This is a genomic window from Pseudomonas sp. PDM18 (assembly GCF_014852585.1).
In the GTDB taxonomy this organism is placed as follows: Bacteria; Pseudomonadota; Gammaproteobacteria; order Pseudomonadales; family Pseudomonadaceae; genus Pseudomonas.
On record NZ_JACVBX010000006.1, the window covers coordinates 128,765 to 148,000 of the forward strand.

Annotated in this window: 15 protein-coding genes; 8 read left to right on the forward strand and 7 right to left on the reverse strand. The window is 65.5% G+C overall.

All coding sequences use genetic code 11. The annotated features are described in order from the left end of the window. Positions 1-202: 202 nt before the first annotated feature. Both IB274_RS14395 and IB274_RS14400 read right to left on the reverse strand, forming a co-directional pair. On the reverse strand, positions 203-1,582 hold the full coding sequence (locus tag IB274_RS14395; RefSeq protein ID WP_192432610.1) for an ATP-binding protein: 1,380 nt from the start codon (positions 1,580-1,582) through the stop codon (positions 203-205). 204 nt (positions 1,583-1,786) lie between these two features. Further along, positions 1,787-2,743, reverse strand: a complete 957-nt coding sequence (locus IB274_RS14400) for a GlxA family transcriptional regulator (RefSeq protein ID WP_192432611.1) — start codon at positions 2,741-2,743, stop codon at positions 1,787-1,789. A 347-nt stretch (positions 2,744-3,090) separates the two neighbouring features. Between IB274_RS14400 and IB274_RS14405 the strand changes: the two genes are divergently transcribed. Genes IB274_RS14405 through IB274_RS14415 form a run of 3 tightly spaced genes read left to right on the forward strand, consistent with a single transcriptional unit; the run spans position 3,091 to position 5,484 of the window. Further along, complete coding sequence (locus IB274_RS14405; RefSeq protein WP_192432612.1) at positions 3,091-3,747, forward strand: hydrolase; 657 nt, start codon at positions 3,091-3,093, stop codon at positions 3,745-3,747. A gap of 58 nt (positions 3,748-3,805) precedes the next feature. Further along, positions 3,806-4,222: a DoxX family protein gene (locus IB274_RS14410; protein WP_192432613.1), complete on the forward strand. Its 417-nt coding sequence runs from the start codon at positions 3,806-3,808 to the stop codon at positions 4,220-4,222. Beyond that, positions 4,219-5,484, forward strand: a complete 1,266-nt coding sequence (locus IB274_RS14415; RefSeq protein ID WP_192432614.1) for an OprD family porin — start codon at positions 4,219-4,221, stop codon at positions 5,482-5,484. The genes IB274_RS14410 and IB274_RS14415 overlap by 4 nt, the downstream gene beginning before the upstream one ends. Before the next feature lie 52 nt (positions 5,485-5,536). Here the strand turns inward: IB274_RS14415 and IB274_RS14420 are convergent, their stop codons facing one another. Then, on the reverse strand, positions 5,537-6,745 hold the full coding sequence (locus IB274_RS14420; RefSeq protein WP_192432615.1) for a YbfB/YjiJ family MFS transporter: 1,209 nt from the start codon (positions 6,743-6,745) through the stop codon (positions 5,537-5,539). 134 nt (positions 6,746-6,879) lie between these two features. Here IB274_RS14420 and IB274_RS14425 point away from each other — a divergent pair, with 134 nt between their 5' ends. Beyond that, complete coding sequence (locus IB274_RS14425) at positions 6,880-7,758, forward strand: LysR family transcriptional regulator (RefSeq protein ID WP_192432794.1); 879 nt, start codon at positions 6,880-6,882, stop codon at positions 7,756-7,758. A gap of 36 nt (positions 7,759-7,794) precedes the next feature. Here IB274_RS14425 and IB274_RS14430 read toward each other — a convergent pair whose 3' ends face one another. Together IB274_RS14430 and IB274_RS14435 are read right to left on the reverse strand one after the other, a co-directional pair. Continuing rightward, positions 7,795-8,787, reverse strand: a complete 993-nt coding sequence (locus IB274_RS14430; protein ID WP_192432616.1) for an MBL fold metallo-hydrolase — start codon at positions 8,785-8,787, stop codon at positions 7,795-7,797. A gap of 268 nt (positions 8,788-9,055) precedes the next feature. Beyond that, a complete protein-coding gene (locus IB274_RS14435; protein ID WP_192432617.1) occupies positions 9,056-9,967 on the reverse strand; it encodes a LysR substrate-binding domain-containing protein in 912 nt (303 codons plus the stop codon). A gap of 215 nt (positions 9,968-10,182) precedes the next feature. Between IB274_RS14435 and IB274_RS14440 the strand changes: the two genes are divergently transcribed. Together IB274_RS14440 and IB274_RS14445 are read left to right on the forward strand one after the other, a co-directional pair. Further along, complete coding sequence (locus tag IB274_RS14440) at positions 10,183-10,740, forward strand: AraC family transcriptional regulator (RefSeq protein ID WP_192432618.1); 558 nt, start codon at positions 10,183-10,185, stop codon at positions 10,738-10,740. 186 nt (positions 10,741-10,926) lie between these two features. After that, positions 10,927-13,653, forward strand: coding sequence for a cation-transporting P-type ATPase (locus IB274_RS14445; protein ID WP_192432619.1), 2,727 nt, complete (start codon positions 10,927-10,929; stop codon positions 13,651-13,653). Positions 13,654-13,817: 164 nt separating this feature from the next. Here IB274_RS14445 and IB274_RS14450 read toward each other — a convergent pair whose 3' ends face one another. Continuing rightward, positions 13,818-14,282 (reverse strand): GNAT family N-acetyltransferase, encoded by a 465-nt coding sequence (locus IB274_RS14450; protein WP_192432620.1) that lies wholly within the window; start codon positions 14,280-14,282, stop codon positions 13,818-13,820. A gap of 158 nt (positions 14,283-14,440) precedes the next feature. On the opposite strand from IB274_RS14450, the gene IB274_RS14455 reads away from it, so the two are divergent. After that, positions 14,441-15,946 carry a PLP-dependent aminotransferase family protein gene (locus tag IB274_RS14455; RefSeq protein WP_192432621.1) on the forward strand — a complete coding sequence of 502 codons (1,506 nt, stop codon included), beginning with the start codon at positions 14,441-14,443 and terminating at the stop codon, positions 15,944-15,946. A 306-nt stretch (positions 15,947-16,252) separates the two neighbouring features. Here IB274_RS14455 and mqo read toward each other — a convergent pair whose 3' ends face one another. Beyond that, entirely contained in the window at positions 16,253-17,887 is a 1,635-nt protein-coding gene (gene mqo / locus IB274_RS14460; RefSeq protein WP_192432622.1) for a malate dehydrogenase (quinone), read from the reverse strand. 624 nt (positions 17,888-18,511) lie between these two features. Here mqo and IB274_RS14465 point away from each other — a divergent pair. Further along, a complete protein-coding gene (locus IB274_RS14465) occupies positions 18,512-19,177 on the forward strand; it encodes a GntR family transcriptional regulator (protein ID WP_192432623.1) in 666 nt (221 codons plus the stop codon). Positions 19,178-19,236 lie beyond the last annotated feature (59 nt).

The window sequence follows — 19,236 nt, forward strand, 5'->3', positions numbered from 1 at the left end:
ATGCGAACCTATCGCGGACAAAGTCGCTCCTACGCCAGGGTGAAGCCAGGTAGGGCGCATAACCCGGAACGGGTTATGCGCTGGCGGCCGAACGGCGGATAACGCTGGCGCGTTATGCGCCCTACGCCGCTCGAGTCACAGCTCGCACCGGAGTCAGGGGATACATGAACGCAAGATGCCGGCAGCTGCAGCAGAAGGCGATTCAGGCAGCGGTGATGGCGAGCTCGGGCAAGGTCACCTGGCGCATGTAGGCGCGGGCGGTGTGGGGCACGCGGTAGCGCACTTCGCTGTCGCCCTGCTCCACCCACAGCAAGGACTTGTCCGCCAACTGCCGCACCGCGGCGAATACGCTCTCCCGGCACCAATGCTGGTCGTCCAGCGAGGCGACTGCGTTGTCCAGGGTGAAGTCATCCGTCATCTGGGCGAGCAGCCCCAGGCAGCGTTGCTCGGCGGTGTCCAGCAGGCCGTAACTCCAGTCGTAGGTCGCGCGCAGGCTTTGCTGCCGCGCGGGAGCAGTCCGGCGGCCGGGCATCAGCAGTTGCATGGGCGTGTCCAGCAGCGCCGGCAGCCCGGCGAGGCCAAGGATGCCCACCTGCCGCGCGGCCATCTCGATGGCCAGGGGAATACCGTCCAGGCGCCGGCAGATGTCGATGATCGCGCGCACCTGGCCGGCCTTGAGTTCAAAGCGGTCGCAAACCTCCCGCGCGCGCATCACGAACAGTTGCACCGCCGAACTACACATCGCCAGCGCCAGCGGCGCGTCGTCCTGCCCGGGCACTTCCAGCGGCGGCAGGCGCACCACGTGCTCGCCCTCCGTCCGCAGCGGTTCACGGCTGGTGGCGAGGATGCTCAATGACGGGTGCAGGCGCAGCAGGTGCTCCACCGCCTCGGCGCAGCGGTCGGCGAGGTGCTCGCAGTTGTCCAGCAACAGCAGGGTTGGTTCATAGGTCGGCTCGCGGAGCAGGATGGCGAGGCTCTGGCTGAGGGAGACGCCATCCGGGTCGGCGGACAGGTCGAGGAAACGCACCTGGCTGAAATGTTTGCCGAGCTGTTCGGCGGCGTGGATCGCCAGGGAGGTCTTACCCATGCCTCCCGGGCCGACCAGGGTCATCAGGCGAGTGACAGGCATCTGCTTCACCACCCGTTCGAGCAGCGTCTGGCGACCAACCAGCCCCATCAGCAGGACCGGCAGGTTGCTGGCGCGCACTTCACACGGCAGCACCGAGGTCTGAGCCGGAGCGACCACGCTCTCCACCACACCGACGAAGCCGTAGCCGCGCAACGGCACGTTGGCGATGTAGCGCTCACCGGTACGACCTTCGCCGAGAGCACGCCGCAGGGCTGCGATGTGCACGCGCAGGTTGATCTCCTCGACCACGGTGTCGCCCCAGACCTGGGCAATGATCGTGTCCTTGCCGATGATCTCGCCGGGTTGGCGAATCAGCACCTGGAGAATGTCCAGCGCCCGGCTGCCAATACGCACTGGGCGGTCGCCCTGCAGTAACTGCCGCTTGTAGGGATGGAACTGGAAGCGACCGAACTGCAGGATGGTCTCAGTGCGGTTTTCCGTGCTTGCGCTCATGTTCTGCTCACGTCTGTGGTTCTGACGGATCGCTCTACAACGGGTCCTCCAGGCGATCTGGCCAGTACCGAGGTGACGCGCCCCTGATTATTGGTCAGGCTATTTTCCCGCCCTCGTGTGACAGTGCAATTCCCACAGGGGGAAGGATTCGGCCAACTTGGGTGCGCCGGACGGTCAACCGGCCGGAAATACGGCTTGTTGCCATCAGGCAAAGCCGAATTGCTCGCGGTACTGGCTCGGCGTCATGCCGATCCGCTCGCCGAAAACCGTGCGCATGTGCCGCGGGCTGCCGAAACCGCTGCGGCAGGCCACCTGCTTGAGCGGCAGGTCGCTGCTTTCAAGCAACTTGCGCGCGTGGTCGATGCGCGCGCTCTGCACGTACTGCATGGGCGTCATGCTCGTCTCGCGCTGGAAGGCGCGGGCGAAGTTGCGCGGGCTCATGGCTACCAGTTCGGCCAGGCGGTTCACCGTCAGAGGCTCGTCGATATGGTCCACCACGTAAGCCTGGGCGCGGGCGATGACCGAGCCATCGCGCACCACCGATACCAGCAGCGGACCGAACGGCGTCTGCCCGCCCTGGCGCTTGAGCACCACCAACAGCACCTTGGCGACTTCCAGGGCGACCTCCTTGCCGTGGTCCTCGGCGACCACCGCCAGCGCCATATCGATGCCCGCGGTGACGCCACCGGAGGTGATCAGGTTGCGGTCGATGACGTAGATGCGTTCGGCCTGCACCTGGGTGCGCGGGTACAGCTGCGCCAGGCGCTCGAGGTAGTTCCAGTGGGTCGTGCAGCGGTAGCCGTCGAGCAGCCCGGCGGCGCCAAGCAGGAAGGCGCCGGTGCACACCGCACCATAACGCTTCGCCGCGCGCGCCGCTGCCGGCAACCAAGCCTCGAGCGCCTCGTTGTTGCCGTTGTAGGCACCGGGTCCGCCGGGCACCAGCAGCAGGTCCACGCCCGCCAGCAGCGCTTCCAGTGGCAGGTCGGCGCTCAGCTTAAGGCCGCTGGAGGCACGCACGCCCTCGGGCTTCGCCGCCACCGTCAGCAACCGGTAATGCCGCTCAGGCGGGAGGTAGCGGTTGGCCATGGAGAACACCTCCATCGGCCCCGTCACATCCAGCGCCAGCACATCGTCGTACAGCACCATGGCCACTGTTTTCATTCTTCTACTCGCACGCAAACGGGGCTTGGCGGTCTCGCGTACCCCGGTATAGGAAACCGTCACTGTAGCGACTCGCCGCGCTGGCGAATCGCACGTTTGCATCATTCTGCGCCGCGCAGCCCGAGCACACAGGTCCAATAAATACCGCGCCGGCGAAACCATAGTTTGCCTATCGACGCGCCCGGAAGGCCCTTGCAGAACTGCAAAGCCACCCTGCAGACCTGTCTGTTCCGCGCCTCGCAGCGTTCGGCAAAGATGTGTCCACGGTTTGCGACCAAGCCCTGCAGGCCGACAAAACAATCCAGCCGCCGCTCTTCCCATCACGCAACCCAACAGGAAATCCGACCATGACCGCCATCGCCAAAGCCGTTCCCGGCAAGACTCTGCTGAACCCCACCGACCACACCCTGATCATGATCGACCACCAGTCGCAGATGTCCTTCGCGACCAAATCCATCGACGCGGTGACCCTGCGCAATAACGCAGCATTGGTTTCCAAGGCGGCCAAGGAATTCGGCGTTTCCACCATCCTCACCACCGTTGCCGAGAAGAGCTTCTCCGGCCCGATCTTCGACGAGATCAAGTCGGTCTTCCCCGATCACAACGTCATCGACCGCACCAGCATGAACACCTGGGAAGACCCGCGCATCGCCGTGGAAGTGAACAAGTTCGGCAAGCAGAAGATCGTCCTGGCCGGCCTCTGGACCTCGGTTTGCATCGTCGGCCCGGCCCTGTCCGCCATCGACCAGGGCTTCGAGGTCTACGTGATCGCCGACGCCTGTGGCGACGTTTCCAACGAAGCCCACGAGATGGCCCTGCAACGAATGATCCAACTGGGCGCGCGCCCCATGACCTCCCTGCAGTACCTGCTGGAACTGCAACGCGACTGGGCCCGCGGTGAAACCTACGACCAGACCGTGAAGACCTCCATCGAGCACGGCGGCGCCTACGGCCTGGGCCTGATCTACGCCAAGACCATGTTCAACGCCAGCGAAGGCCACTGAGCCTGAGCAGTAGAAAGGGGCGGCATTGCCGCCCCTTTTTCATTTCCGGGAAAACACCATGCCGACCCAAGACCGCTCCGGCGCCGTGGCGCTCCTATTCATGCGCGTCAGCGCCGCCCTTCTGCTGCTCCAGGTGCACGGGCTACCCAAGCTGCTGCACTGGCACACCGAGCTGCAACACATCGAAGACCCGTTCGGCCTCGGCGCCACATCGACCCTGGCGCTGGCGGTGTTCGCCGAAGTGCTCTGCCCGATCCTGTTGATCCTCGGCGTGTTCGCCCGCCTCGCCTGCCTGCCGGTAATCGCCGTGCTGCTGGTGGCACTGCTGTTCGTGCACCCGCAGTGGTCGCTGGAGGAAGGCCAGTTCGCCTGGTGGATGCTGATCCTCTTCACCGGCCTGGCGATGGCCGGCCCTGGCAGCTATCGCCTCCCCCTGCCCCGCCTGGGTGAACTTCGGACGGAGCCCAGACCATGAAAAACCTACTGATCCCCTGCGCACTGGCGCTTGCCTGCGTCCAGGCCCACGCTGCTGACTGGTCGCTGTTGTCACGCAACTACTTCCTCGACAACGACTACCGCAGCCCCGGCCCCAACGGCCAGAGCCTACGCCGTGAATGGGCGCAGGGCTTTATCGGCAAGTTCAGCAGCGACATCACACCCGGCACCATCGGCCTGGGCGTCGATGCACATGCCTTCCTCGGGCTGAAGCTCGACGGCGGGCGCGGCCACGCCGGTACCGGCCTGCTGCCGCTGGACAGCGACGGCCGCAGCGAGAGCGAGTACTCCGACGCCGGCGCGGCGCTGCGCCTAGTGCATGAAAAGACGTCCCTGGCCTGGGGCGAGATGGAAGTGGAAACCCCGGTATTCGACACCGGCGACAAACGCCTGCAGCCCGAGTACGCCACCGGCTGGTTCCTCGACGATCGCAGCCTGCCCAACCTGCGCCTGCAAGCCGGGCGCTTCACCGCCTTCAAGAACCAGGACTCCAGCTCCAGCCACGGCGAGTTCGAAGGCTACGGCGCCAGTACCCGCTTCGGCGGCCTGAGCCTGGCCGGCGCCACCTGGAGCGCACCCGATGCCACCTGGGGCGGCGCGCTCTACGCCAGCCAGCTGGACGATGTCTGGCGCCAGGCCTACGCGAACCTCAACGGCCATTTCGGGCGCTGGTCGGTGGACGCCAACCTGTACAAGACCGGCGATACCGGCAGCGCCCGCGCAGGCGAGATCGATACCCTGGCCTGGAGCCTGCTGGGCAAGGTCGCCCTCGGCAGCCATGCGCTGAGCCTCGCCTACCAGAAGATCGACGGCGACACGCCCTTCGACTTCGTCGGCGGCGACTCCATCTACCTCGCCAACTCGATCAAGTACGCCGACTTCAACGGCCCCGGCGAGCACTCCTGGCAGGCGCGCTACCAGTGGGATGGCGCCAGCGCCGGGCTCGCCGGCTTTACCCTCTCCGCGCGATACGTGCGCGGCAGCGGCATCGATGGCACCCACGCACCGTGTGGCGGCGCCTACAACCCCATGGAGGGCGGCGCCTGCCAGCCCGCCTATGACGACGGCGGGCGCCACTGGGAGCGCGATCTCGACGTGCGCTACGTGGTGCAGTCCGGTCCGGCCAAGAACCTGGCGCTGAGCTTCGCGCAGGTCTCGCACCGCGCCAACGACGCCCAGGGCGGCGCGGATATCGACCGCATCTACGTGATCGTGGAATACCCGCTCAAGGGCATGTTCTGAACCGAGCCGACAGACATCCGGACCTGCATAAAGGCCGACGCGCCGGGAGGGATCAGCCACGCGCCGGCTCACCGGTGTTGGGCGCCACCTTGAACAGCAGCGCCGTTTCCATCAGCAGGGCCAGCACGATGGCTCCCGCCGCTACCGCGAAGAGCAGCGCGTAATGACCGTGGCTTGCACTGAACAGCGCCGAGTAGGCGTAACCGGCGATGGCCTGGAAGCTGGCGAAGGACACTGTCGCGCGGCTCCAGGTGGCATTCTGCGCGGCGTGACCGGGCACCAGTTGATGCACCCGCGCCAGTGCCAGCGGCACGATGCCCGGCGGGAATGAGCCGATCACCACGCTCGCCACGCCCAGCAGGCGCAGGTCGCCGGTTTCCAGCAGCAGGACGAGGGCGATTAATTGCGCCGTCAGCACCAGCCGAATCGCCGCCCGCGCGCCCAGATGATCGGCAAGGAAGCCATAGACCACCGGCCCGACGATGGCGCCGACGCCGTAGAGCGTCCAGATCAGCGCGCCGCCGTGGGTGCCGGCGCCGAGGCCTCGCGCCACGTAATCCACCAGGAACATCATCGGCGCCACCAGCGCGGCGGCCATCAGCGCGTACTGCGCGAACAGCACGTAGATGCCTGCCGAGGCGCGTGGCCCTTCGACATTGTGCGCCTGGGCATGAGCCTGTTCCTGCGGCCAGCCGAACCAGCTGCTCAAGCTGAGCGACAGGGCCAGCGCGCCAAGGCCGAGCCAGGTCGGTACGAGCCCCAGGGCCAGCAACAGTGGCACCAGGGTGCCGGACGCAGCGATGCCCAGACCGATGCCGAGGAAGATCGCCCCGCTTGCCAGCCCACGCCGATTGGCCGCCACGTGCGGGAGAATGGTGCTGGCGGCCAGCACCATGATCACCCCGCCGGAAATCCCCGAGACCAGGCGCCAGAAGAAGAACCACGCCTGGTTCAGTGGCCAGGCACAGGCGAAGAACGACAGCGTGACCAGCAGCATCATGCCGCGCAGTACCAGCGTGCTCGACCAGCGCGCTGCCAATGGACGCCCGGCCAGCGCGCCGACGAGATAGCCGGCAAGATTGGCGGCGCCCAGGTAGACCACGGCGGATGCCGAGAACCAGTGCGCCTCGATCAGCGCCGGGATCAGCGGCGTGTAGGCGAAACGCGCCAGGCCGATGCCGACCAGGCTGGCGCAGAGGCCCGCCCAGATCGGCATCCAGAGGGAGCCTCGGCTGGCGAGGCGGGACGCATCGGTATTCATGACAACCCCTATCGCGCCGTCAGGGCGGCGCCGTTGAGTAGTGATGGGGGGATCATAAAGTTACGCGAAGATGAAATAATGCAGCGAGTTTTCACAGCAGCAATGCATTTCTGCATCACAAGGATTTCGCCATGATGAACTGGGACGATGCCCGGGTGTTCCTCGCCTTGTGCCGCGAACAGACCTTGCGCGGCGCCGCCCGCGTGCTCGCGGTGGACCAGGCGACGGTCGGCCGGCGCCTGGCATCGCTGGAGCGCTCACTGGAGGCGACGCTGTTCCTGCGCACCTCGGTCGGCTACAGCCTGACCGCTGCCGGGGAGATCGCCCTTGCCGCGGCGCAGGCCATGGAGTCATCCGCCGCCGAGCTGCAACGGCAGATCCTCGGCATGGACGACCGTATGAGTGGCGTGGTGCGGGTCACCACCACCGACTCCTTCGCCGCCGATTTCGTCATCCCCGCGGTCGCCGCCTTGCACCGCGAGGAACCGGGCGTCGAAGTGCAACTGCAAACCTCCACGCACATGCTCAACCTGAGCAAGCGCGAGGCCGACATCGCCGTACGTACCCATCAGCCGGAGAACCCCGACCTGATCGTGCGGCGTCTGGCTCGCTGGGGCAGCGGGCTGTTCGCTTCCGCGCAGTATGTCGAGGAGCGCGGAATTCCCGAGCCGGGAACCGCCTTCGCCGGGCACGACCTGGTGGTCTATCAGCCGTACATAGACGCGGGCAAGGAAGTGTTCCTCGCCTCCGAGCCGACCATCCACGGGCGCATCGCCATGACCTGCACTTCCGGCTTCATGGTTCGCCGCGCGCTGGTCGCCGGACTCGGTGTGGGGGAGTTGCCGCTACCGCTGGGCGAGGCGGACGGGCTGGTCCGACTGTGGCCGGAACGCCCGCCCCTGCCGTACGACGTTTGGCTGGTGACCCACAAGGACGTGCGCCATACAGCGCGGGTGCGGGCAGTGATCGACGCCATCGCGCGGGCGTTTGCCGCAGCAACCGGGAGTGCATGAAGGCTCGCTCCTACAGGCTCGTGCCTGCGCCTGGCGTCACTGAATGAACGGCACCTTGTCCGCACGCTGGTAAGGCCCGTACACAGCGGGTGCCCAGTTGAACGCCTTGCCGTCGCGGGTGACATGGCCAATGCCGGGGAACGGCAGGTGCGCGGCAGCGACCCAGGCACCGTTTTTCGCCAACGAACTGAACTCGGCGTCGCGCGCCTTCACCGCCTGCTTCGGGTCGGTGTCGAAGCGGATCGCGACTTCCGGATGGGCGAACTGCACCGCGACGTTATGGATCAGATCGCCGATGAAGACAATCGCCGCGCCGTTGGATTCGAAGCGGTAGCTGGTGCTGCCCGGCGTATGGCCGCTGGTGGCCTCGGTCTTCAGTTCCGGCAGTGGCGATGCAGGCGGCACAAAGGTCTGCAGGCGGTGGGCGGCGCGGTACGGCGCCAGCGAATGCTGTGCCACTTCGAAGAACTCGCGAGCCTTTTCCGGCGCCTGGTCGCGGCGATGCTCATCCAGCCAGTAGTCCGCCTCGGCCCGCGCCGCATAAACAGTGGCGTTGGCGAACAGCGCCTTGCCCTGCCCGTCCACCAGTCCACAGACGTGGTCCAGGTGCATGTGGGTGAGCAGGACGCTGTCCACCTGCTCAGGCGCATATCCCGCCGCCTTCATGTTCTCCAGCAGGTGCCCGGCGGTACCGCCGATGCACTGGCCGGCGCCGCTGTCCACCAGCACCAGGTGCTTGCCGGTGTTGACCAGGAAGGCATTGAAATTGGTCTGCACGCGCTCGCCACTCATGGCGTTGCGTGCCAGCAGCGCGCGGATGCGTTCGCGGCTCAGGCCCTGCAGCAACCCCGGAGACAGGTCGTTGTAGCCGTCGTAGAGCGCGGTGACTTCATACTCGCCTACCGCCAGGCGGAAATAGCCCGGCGCCTGGGTTTTCAGCGGCGCCGGCGGCTCGGCACAGGCAAAGGTGGAGACCAGCAGTGCGCTGGCCAGGAGCGGGAAGCAGTGGTTGCTGCGGGATGCCGGCATGGTCGGCGCCTCCTTGGGAAATGGTGGCGTCATGCTGCCCTGCGTTGGTCGGGCGGTTATTGGACGTCTGTGCCGCAAGCGCTCGGCGCAAGGGATCACTGCAGGAGCGCCTTGCGCGCCGGCTGACGCCGAGGTCGCAGTCTTCGACGAACGCCCCCTCTCCGCTTGAGGAGCGGGGCGCACAACCAGTTCGTTGTGCGCATACGGCTCCTCCTGCAACCGCTGAATCCATACGAATAACACGTCGCACAAAGTCGATGTGCGCCGCTTAGGGCACCGGCGCGCTCATGTACTCGACCATCCGCTCGCGCAGCCAGCGCTCGGCCGGGTCGTTGTCGTGGGCGGCGCTCCACACCAGCGAGAGCTCGGCCGGCTTGATCTCCAGCGGCGGGTCCTCGGCACGCAGGCAGCTGTCTTCGACCAGCGCGCAGGCCGCGTAATCGGGGACGGTGGCGATCATCTCGGTGTTGCGCAGCAGAGCGCGCAGGCTACCGAACTGCGGCACGGCCAACACCACGCGACGGCGGCGGTCGATGCGCTCCAGGTCCAGGTCGATGGCGCCGTTCAGGTCGCCGGAGAAGGACACCATCACATGCGGCCGCGAGCAGTATTCGTCGAGTGTCAGCGGACCGGGGCGGTCGTCGCCGCGCAGCACCTTCACACCGATATCACGCAGCTTGCGGCGCTTGGCGTTGGCCGGCAGGTCGGTGGTGTAGCTGACCCCGGCGGTGATCTCGCCGGAGGACAGCAGCGCCGGCATCAGCAGGAAGTTGGCGCGGCGCACCACCACGGTGATGTTCGGAGCCTCCTGCTGCAGGCGCGCCAGCAGCGCGGGGAACAGGCCAAACTCGGCGTCGTCGGAAAGCCCCAGGCGGAAGATGTTGCAACTGCTCTCGGGCTCGAATGACTTCGCGCGGCTGACCGCGGCGGAGATCACGTCCATTGCCGGGCGCAGCTCTTCGAAGATGTGCAGCGCCCGGCTGGTGGGCTCCATGGCCCGGCCTGCGCGCACCAGCAGCGGGTCGTCGAACAGGTCGCGCAGGCGCGCCAATGCGGCGCTGACGGTGGACTGGGTGATGAACAGCTTCTCGCCGACGCGGGTGAGGTTCCGCTCCAGCATCAGGGATTCGAAGATCACCAGCAGGTTCATGTCCAGGCGGCGCAGGTCGTTTCGGTTCATGGCTGGTCGCTCGGGGCAGTGGGAGTGGGCATCTTTGCACAAGACGAGGGCCGCGCCAGTCGATCATGAAACGGGGCGTTTTTCTTGGACGTGTGTGCTCATTCACCTGCCGTTTGGCTTAATCCGATTGAGCAACGGATCACCTTGATTTACCTTGATTTTTTTACATTCCGAAGCGGCATTTCGGCCGCCGACAAAACCAGAAGAGAGACGCCATGCCCGCACCTGCCCACCAGGTAGCGACCATGCTCGCCCCCCAGACCCACCGCCTGATCCTGCAGCTCATGGAGGAGCTGGAAAGCCAAGGCGACGGCCTCCACCAGGCCAGTCAGCGCCTTTGCCAACATCTGCTGGAACATTACCGGATGCCCGAGCCCAGCATCGATGGGGCGGAGACTGGCGAACGCCTCGCCCTCGCCCCCTGGCAGGAGCGCAAGGCCAAGGACATTCTCGCCGGCAGCCTGCTCAGCCGTCTGTACATCGCCGATGTCGCCGAGCAATGCGGCATGTCACGCAGCCACTTCTCTCGCGCCTTCAAACAGGCCACCGGGCTCGCGCCCCGGGAATGGGCGCTGCGCCTGCGCATCGACCGCGCCCGCGAGCTGTTGGCCAGTGACGACACGCCAATCTCCCAGGTCAGCCAGGAATGTGGCTTCGCCGACCAATCGCACTTCTGCCGCAGCTTCCGCAAGCTGGTGGGCTGCACGCCGAACCGCTGGCGGCAGGCCAGTCGGGTGGGCGGGACGGATGAGATGGCGGCGAGCGTTTCATAGAACCGTAGGGCGGATAACGCTGGCGCATTATCCGCCCTACGATCTCCGTAAAGAGTCCTACGTCGTTCAGGAAGCGTTCAGCCAGGAATCGAAGAACTTTGAGGTATGACAGTTCCGGTGTAATCCCCGCGGTCTAGTCTGGGGGCAGTCCCACTTACCCAGCAGGCAGGAGCCGGGAGTCAGCGCATGACTGCACAGCAAACCACCGACGGCAAACCGCAAGGCACCGAACTCAAAAGCACCGACTGGTACCGCAAGAGCGTCGATCAGACTCTGGCCGATCTGCAGACCAGCGCGGAAGGCCTCTCCCCCGACGAAGCCGAGGCGCGGCTGTTGCGCTTCGGCCCCAACGCCTTGCCGGCCAAGGAGGTCGATCCGCTCTGGCTGCGCTTCGCGCGGCACTTCAACGACGTACTGATCTACATCCTCCTGGCCGCCGCCGTGGCCACCGCGCTGATGGGCCACTGGACCGACACTGTCGTCATCCTGCTGGTAGCGGTGATCAACGCCGGTATCGGCTTCTTCCAGGAGAACAAGGCGGAGAAATCCCTCGCCGCCCTGCGCGGCATGCTCAGCAGCACCGCCCACGTCGTGCGCAACGGCAAGAAGATCGAGATGGACGCCACCCAACTGGTGCCCGGTGACATAGTCATCCTGCGCCCCGGCGACAAGATTCCCGCCGACGTGCGCCTGTTCGACGTTCACCACCTGCAGGTCGAGGAATCCATGCTCACCGGTGAATCCCTCACCGTGGGCAAGCACTCCGACGCGCTCGACAAGGAAGCGCTGCTGGCCGACCGCACCAACCTGGGTTTCTCCGGCACCAACGTCAGCGCCGGCAACGCGCGCGGCGTGGTGATCGAGACGGGCGCAGCTACGGAGCTTGGGCGCATCAACAAGCTGATCGCCAACGTCGATGAGGGCGAGACTCCGCTGCTGCGGCAGATCGCCGAGCTGGGCAAGCGCATCTTCGGGCTGATCATCGGCATGATGGTGGTGCTCTTCATCATCGGTTTCTTCTGGCACGACTACCCCTTCGGCGAGCTGCTGCTGTCGCTGATCAGCCTGGCCGTCGCCTCTGTGCCCGAGGGCCTGCCGGCTATCGTCTCGATCATCCTGTCGCTGGGCGTGCAGCGCATGGCGCAGAACAAGGCGATCATCCGCAAGCTGCCCACCGTGGAAACCCTGGGCGCCATGAGCGTGATCTGCTCGGACAAGACTGGCACCCTGACCATGAACGAGATGACCGTGAAGAGCGTGCTGCTCGCCAACGGCCTCTACGCGGTCGAGGGCCAAAGCTACGAGCCCAAGGGCCGCATCACCTTCGGCAGCACCAGCGACGAGCTGGATTGGTCGCAGCACGCCGCACTGGAGTCCTTCATCCGCGCCGTGGACATCTGCAACGACAGCAGCCTGCAACTGGGCGATGAGGGCCGCTGGGGCGTGGTCGGCGGCCCCACCGAGGGCGCGCTGAAGGTCCTGGCGCGCAAGGCGAACCTGCCGGAAATCGAATTCCAGAAGTTCGGCAAGATTCCCTTCGACTCCGCCTACAAGTACATGGCGCGGCGCTGCGACGTCGCCGGGCAGAGCCTGGTCTACCTCAAGGGCGCACCCGACGTGCTGCTGCGCATGTGCCAGCAACAGCTCGGCGCCAGCGGCGTGGAGCCGCTGGACCGCGAGTACTGGGAGCGCGAGATGAGCTTCATCGCCGGGCAGGGCCTGCGCATGCTCGCCGCCGCCTACAAGCCGGTGCAGCCCGATGACGGCGTGATCGACCACGAGGACGTGCAGGACGGCATGATCTTCCTTGGCGTCGCCGGCCTGCTCGACCCGCCGCGCCCGGAGGCCATCGAGGCCATCGCGCTGTGCAAGCGCGCCGGCATCCAGGTGAAGATGATCACCGGCGACCACCCGGATACCGCCGTGGCCATCGCCGGCATGCTCGGCATGGGCAACGACCTGCGCGCCATGACCGGCCAGGAGCTGGAGCAGGCCGATGACTCGCAACTGAAAGCCCTCGCCATGCAGTACTCGGTGTTCGCCCGCACCAGCCCCGAACACAAACTGCGCCTGGTGCGCGCGCTGCAGGCCAACGAGGAAGTGGTCGGCATGACCGGCGATGGGGTCAACGACGCCCCGGCGCTGAAGCAGGCCGACGTCGGCATCGCCATGGGCATCAAGGGCACCGAGGTAACCAAGGAAGCCGCCGACATGGTGCTCACCGACGATAACTTCTCCACCATCGCCGGCGCCGTGCGCGAGGGCCGGCGCGTGTACGACAACCTGAAGAAGACCGTGCTGTTCATCCTGCCGACCAACATGGCCCAGGGCCTGCTGATCGTCATGGCGATTCTCGCCGGCGCGGTGATCCCGCTGGCGCCGCTGCAGATCCTCTGGATGAACATGGCGACCTCCACCACCCTGTCCTTCGCCCTGGCCTTCGAGCCTGGCGAGCCGGGGATGATGCGCCGACCGCCGCGCAATGCGAAGGAGTCAATCCTCAACGGTTTCGCGGTCTGGCGGGTGCTCTACGTTGGTGGCCTGCTCACCGCCGCGGCCTTCCTGCTGGAAGCCTGGATGGTCAGCAACGGCCAGGACACCGACCATATCCGCACCATGATCCTGCACACCCTGGTCACCGCGCAGTGGGCGTACCTGTTCAACTGCCGCCTGCAGGAGGAGTTCTCGCTGAACCTGGCGCTGCTACGTAATGGCGCACTGCTCACCGTGACCCTGGCGCTGATCCTGCTGCAGTGCTTCGTGATCTACGTGCCCTTCATGCAGACTGCCTTCCATACCGTCGCCCTGCCCTTCAGCGGCTGGCTGATCTCGCTCGGTATAGGTATTGCGGTGTTCTTCGCGGTGGAACTTGAGAAGCTGGTGATCCGTCGCTGGAAGGCTTCGCGGCGGTAGACCGGAGGGTGCACGACGTCGAACATCGTGCACCAGCGCCTCATGTCCCATAGCAGCGGATTCCATCCGCTGCTATGGGACAGCCAGCAAGCCGGCATCGGCAATCGCCAACCCTCCCGGCGCACGGCGGACAAGGTCCGCCCCCTCTAACGCGAAGTCCCGGCTCAACCCTCAAGCGGCATCCGATATTCGATCACCCCCGGCCGTTCAGCGATCCAGTCATAGAGCCGCTGCGCCCTGTGGTTGGTTTCCTGGGTATGCCAATACAACCGGTCGCACTGGTGCTCCCGCGCCTGGCCTTGCACGTACTCGATCAGTTTCTTGCCAATCTGCTGGCCTCGCACACTGGAGGAAACGTAGAGGTCTTCCAGGTAACAGAATTGGTTCCGTCCCCAGGTCGAACGGTGGTAGACGAAATTGACGAAGCCGAATATCCGCTCGCCATCCGTAGCAACGGCACAATGCATCGGTTCGGCGCTATCGAAAAAGCGCGCCCACGTGATCCGGGTGACTTCCTCGCCCAGGTCCACACCGTAGAAATCCTGATACCGGGCCCAGTACTCGGACCACTTCTCGAAGTCTTCCTGCACTACCGGGCGAATCGAGATGAGCTGTTGTATCGCTGTCATGTCCTGTCTCCTTGATCACGGCGGGAGCGTGTCCTCTTCATCCATCCACGATGACGGACAATCGTCCCGGTCTGCAGACCCCCTGCTTGACCGGGCTGATTTATATCGCCCTAATGGCATGCAAAGCCCAGCCAATTCACGGATGAGTAACAGACCAATTGTTCAAGACCGCCCTGCTCGAATCGGTCAAGGCCGCGATGGCCCATCCGGAACTTCTGTCCCTGCCGCTGCATTCGCGCATCCAGCGGACGCTACGCCAACTGATTCTCGAAGGTGCGCTGGGCGCCGGTAGCGCTCTTCCTGCTTCACGTCTGCTGGCCCGATCGCTTGGGGTATCGCGCGACACCATCGAATCCGCCTACTCGCACCTGCATGCCGAGGGTTTCATCGAGCGCCGTGTCGGCAGCGGTAGTTTCGTCGCCGAAGCCACGCGCCTGTCGCCAGGCCGCCGTACCCGGAGGCGCCTGAGTGGCGCGCCACCCGGTGCGGCAAACCTCAGCCAGCGCGGCCAGGCAATGCTCGACAACGGCGGAGTACGCGAGCAGCTCACGCCCCGTCCCTTCGCGCCCGGCGTGCCAGAGACCCGCACCTTCCCGCTGTCGACCTGGGAGCGTCTGCAACGCCAGGTGCTGAAGGAGTTCGGCCCACGCGCGCTGCTGCATGGCGATCCGCAAGGCATGCAGCCCTTGCGGCAGGCCATCGCCGACTACGTCAACCTGGAGCGCGGTGCCCGAACCACGGCGGATCAGGTGCTGGTGCTGACCAGCTCGCAGCAGGCGCTGGGCCTTTGCGCCAACGTGCTGCTGGATGCCGGCGAGAGGATTTTCATCGAAGACCCGGTCTACTACGGTGCGCGCAAGGCATTCGCCGCGGCAGGGCTGGACTGCCAGGCGATCCCCGTCGACGCACAGGGCATTCGAGTGGATGAGTTGCTAGCCCACCCACATCCGGCCAAGGTCGCCTACCTGACCCCGTCGCACCAGTTCCCCAGCGGGGCCACCCTGTCCCTGGAGCGGCGCTTGTCGCTGATCGAATGGGCGCGGCGCGAGCAGGCCTGGATCATCGAGGACGACTACGACAGCGAATTCCACTACGCCGGCAAACCCACGGCCTGCGTGCAGGGCCTGGACGCCCATGAGCGCACCCTATACATCGGCACCTTCACCAAGTCGCTGTTTGCAGGCTTGCGTATCGGATACCTGGTCCTGCCGCCTTCGCTGGTCGAGCCGATGACCATTGCCCGCTCGCTGCAGGACGGCCACACCGCCTCCATTGCCCAGCTGACGTTGGCCCGCTTCATCACTGGCGGCCATTTCGGCGCCTACGTGCGCGCAATGCGCAACCTCTACGCAGAGCGGCTGGAACTGCTGGCAGACCTGCTTGAGCAGCGCCTGGGTGGGATTCTGCAACCACGTCGGCCCGCTGGCGGCCTGCAGATGCCGTGCCTGCTGAATGGCGAGATGACGGAGCATGCGGTGCTGGGTGCAGCGCGCACGGCGGGTATCGAGTTACTGGGGTTGAGCGGACTCTTTGTTACCCGGCCTCCGCAGCCCGGGTTCCTGATGGGATTCGCCGCCTATACGCCACAGGAACTGCAGCGCGCCGTTGATGATCTGGCGCGCGGCCTGGAGATGCTGAAACCAGCGGCGCCGCGGCCGCGATGAGGCAAAGGTGGCTCCGGCCGCCGTAGGAGCGAGCCCCCGCGCAAGCCCCGCCCGGACAACCATGACAGGCAGGCTCGCCCCTACAGGTGTCACGCCCTTGTCCTCCCCAGGTTCCCGGCCCTTCGGCAGTTGCGCAAAGGGGGCGTTTGCCGGGTGTTCCCGCGTCTACTGAAATCTGCTGCTTCGTGTTCCTTTGAGGGCATCCGCCTCGATCCGTTCCCGCCTGGTTGTGAATCGACACCGGCGCCGGGCGCAGAATGAACAAGGCCCGCCAATGGCGGGCCTTGTTCTACAGCGAAATTCGGCTCAGAGCGCCATGTCGCTGGAAGCCTTTTCCGAGGCTGGCGCGGCATCGGTCGACGTCTCAGTCGGAGCCTGGTCGATGGCCGGCGGCGGGGCCAGTTGCAGGACCTTGGTGGTGTAGCTCCACTCGGCGAAGGTCTTCTCCGGGCTGTCGTTGAGCTTGGTGCCGTAGCTCGGGACGATCTGGTGGACCTTGGCCTGCCATTCAGGGGTGGCGAGCTTGTCCTTGAACACCTTCTCCAGCACGTTGAGCATGATCGGCGCGGCGGTGGAGGCACCCGGCGATGCACCCAGCAGGCCAGCGATGCTACCGTCGGCGGAAGAGACGATCTCAGTGCCGAGCTTCAGCACGCCGCCCTTGTCCGCGTCACGCTTGATGATCTGCACGCGCTGGCCGGCCTGCCACAGGCGCCAGTCCTCGGCCTTGGCGTCGGGGAAGTACTCGCGCAGAGCAGCGAGGCGATCGTCGTCGGAGAGCATCAGTTGGCCGGCGAGGTATTCCACCAGCGGGTACTCGTCGATGCCCACGCGGGTCATCGGCCAGACATTGTGGATGTTGGTGCTGCCCAGCAGGTCGAGATACGAGCCTTCCTTGAGGAACTTGGTGGAGAAGGTGGCGAACGGCCCGAAGAGGATCACGCGCTTGCCGTCGAGCACGCGGGTGTCCAGGTGCGGCACGGACATCGGCGGCGCGCCGACCGACGCCTTGCCGTAGGCCTTGGCCAGGTGCTGCTGGGCGATGGTCGGGTTCTCGGTGACCAGGAACGAGCCGCCCACAGGGAAACCGGCGTAGTCCTTGGCTTCCTCAATGCCGGACTTCTGCAGCAGACGCAGGGCACCACCGCCAGCGCCGATGAAGACGAACTTGGCGTCGGTCTCGGTAACGCTGCCGTCCTTGAGGTTCTTGTAGCCGACGCGCCAGGTGCCATCGGCGTTGCGGGTGATGTCCTCGACCTCGCTGGAGAGCTTCAAGCTGAAGTTCGGCCTGGTCTGCAGGTAGCCGGCGAACTGGCGGGTGATCTCGCCGAAATTCACGTCGGTGCCGATCGGCGTCCAGGTGGCGGCGATCTTCTGCGACGGGTCGCGGCCCTGCATCATCAACGGGACCCACTTGGCGATCTGCGCCGGGTCCTCGGAGTACTGCATGCCGCGGAACAGCGGGCTGGCCTGCAGCGCCTCGTAGCGCTTCTTGAGGAAGGCGATGTTGTCGTCGCCCCAGACGAAGCTCATGTGCGGGGTGGTGTTGATGAACGAGCGCGGGTTCTTCAGCACGCCGTTCTGTACCTGCCAGGCCCAGAACTGACGGGAGATCTGGAACGACTCGTTGATCTCCACGGCTTTGGCGATGGTGACGTTGCCGTCCTTGTCCTCTGGGGTGTAGTTCAGCTCGGCCAGGGCGGAGTGGCCGGTGCCGGCGTTGTTCCAGCCATTGGAGCTTTCCAGGGCGACGCCGTCCAGGCGCTCGACCATCTCCATGCTCCAGCCCGGCTCCAACTCGTTGAGCCAGACGCCCAGGGTGGTGCTCATGATGCCGCCGCCGATCAGCAGCACATCGACTTTCTTGGGTTCCGCGAACGCGGGCGCGCAATTCACTGCCAGAGCGAGGCCCAGCAGCGCCCCGCTAACTTTCTTGATCATCGAAAGGTTTCTCGTCGTTAGGGCTTGGCCTTCCCCACCGGCGTCATTCAGCGTGAAGGCCGCGCCCGGCGCGCAGGGCGCGAAAGGCAAGGCGACAGATGACGAGGATGAGTCGGGACTCAGTTCCCTCCTCCGCCGGCTCTGGGGCCTGCTTGATGGAATGAGGGACGTCCTGCGCAGAGAGACACGCAAAGCCTTCGGCCTTGGCTTTTGTTGTGGGAGGGATGCATGGTCTGCTGAAACGTTTGCGCATTCTATCGAAAGCGAACTGCATCACCAACCTTTGTAGTCAACTATCAATGGTCCGAGTGATGCGCAGGCCGTTTCGTCTTGTTTCAACGCGCGCGTTCCGAGATGCGTGGACTCCGTCCGCGATAGGTCAGCATCGCGCCACAACGATCGCGAGCCCTCGCACCATAACGTTACCGAAGCGCACCGTGAGCGCGCACGAATAACCCTGTGCGTTACGGTTCCGCCCCGTTCCCGCACGCTCAGCCCCACGCCATATTCCTACGTCTGCCGCTCTATCCCGCCCAATTCCATTCACATCGCCCTCATTGGCACGGCATCTGCTTTGCTGCATGCATGGATAATTGGATCCAAAAATCCACGAGGAAACATCCCATGCGCCTGGTACCCGCTGCCCGCCCACCGATGAGCGCCGAAGACGAGGCCTACGACTACCTGCTCCAGGCCATCTGCACCGGTCGCTACAAGACCGGTGACCGCCTGGTGGCCGAAGACATCGCCAGCGACATCGGCATGAGTCGGATGCCCGTGCGCGGCGCCTTCAAGCGCCTTGACGCCGAGGGGCTGGTGACCCTGCGACCCAACCGCGGCGCCATTGTCAGCGGCCTGAACATCGAGGAAATGCGCGAAGTCTTCGAGATGCGCAGCGCTCTGGAAGGCTTGGCCATCCGTATCGCCGTGCCGCAACTGACCGACCGCGACCTGTCCCGCCTGGAGCGCATGCTCGACGAGATGGACGACTACCGCGACGACAGCGCCGAGTGGGTCAGCCGCCACCGCGCCTTCCACGAATACCTCTGCAGCCTCGCCGGGCGTCCGCGCCTGCTGCGCCAGATCACTGCGCTGTACTCGGTGATCGAGCCGCACATGCGCCTGTGGCTGCAGCATGTCGACAAACCCATGAGCGCCCGCGAGGAACACACGGTGATCCTCGACGCCCTGCGCTCGGGCGATGCCCGCGAAGCCGAGCGGGTCATCTGCGACCACATCGAGGGGACGATCCCGTCCCTGGCCAGGTTTCTGGAGGCGCAAGCCACCTGAAAGCGCGTGCCACCCACGTGCAATCCACCCCAACGCAATCCACGAAGAAGCGAATCGAA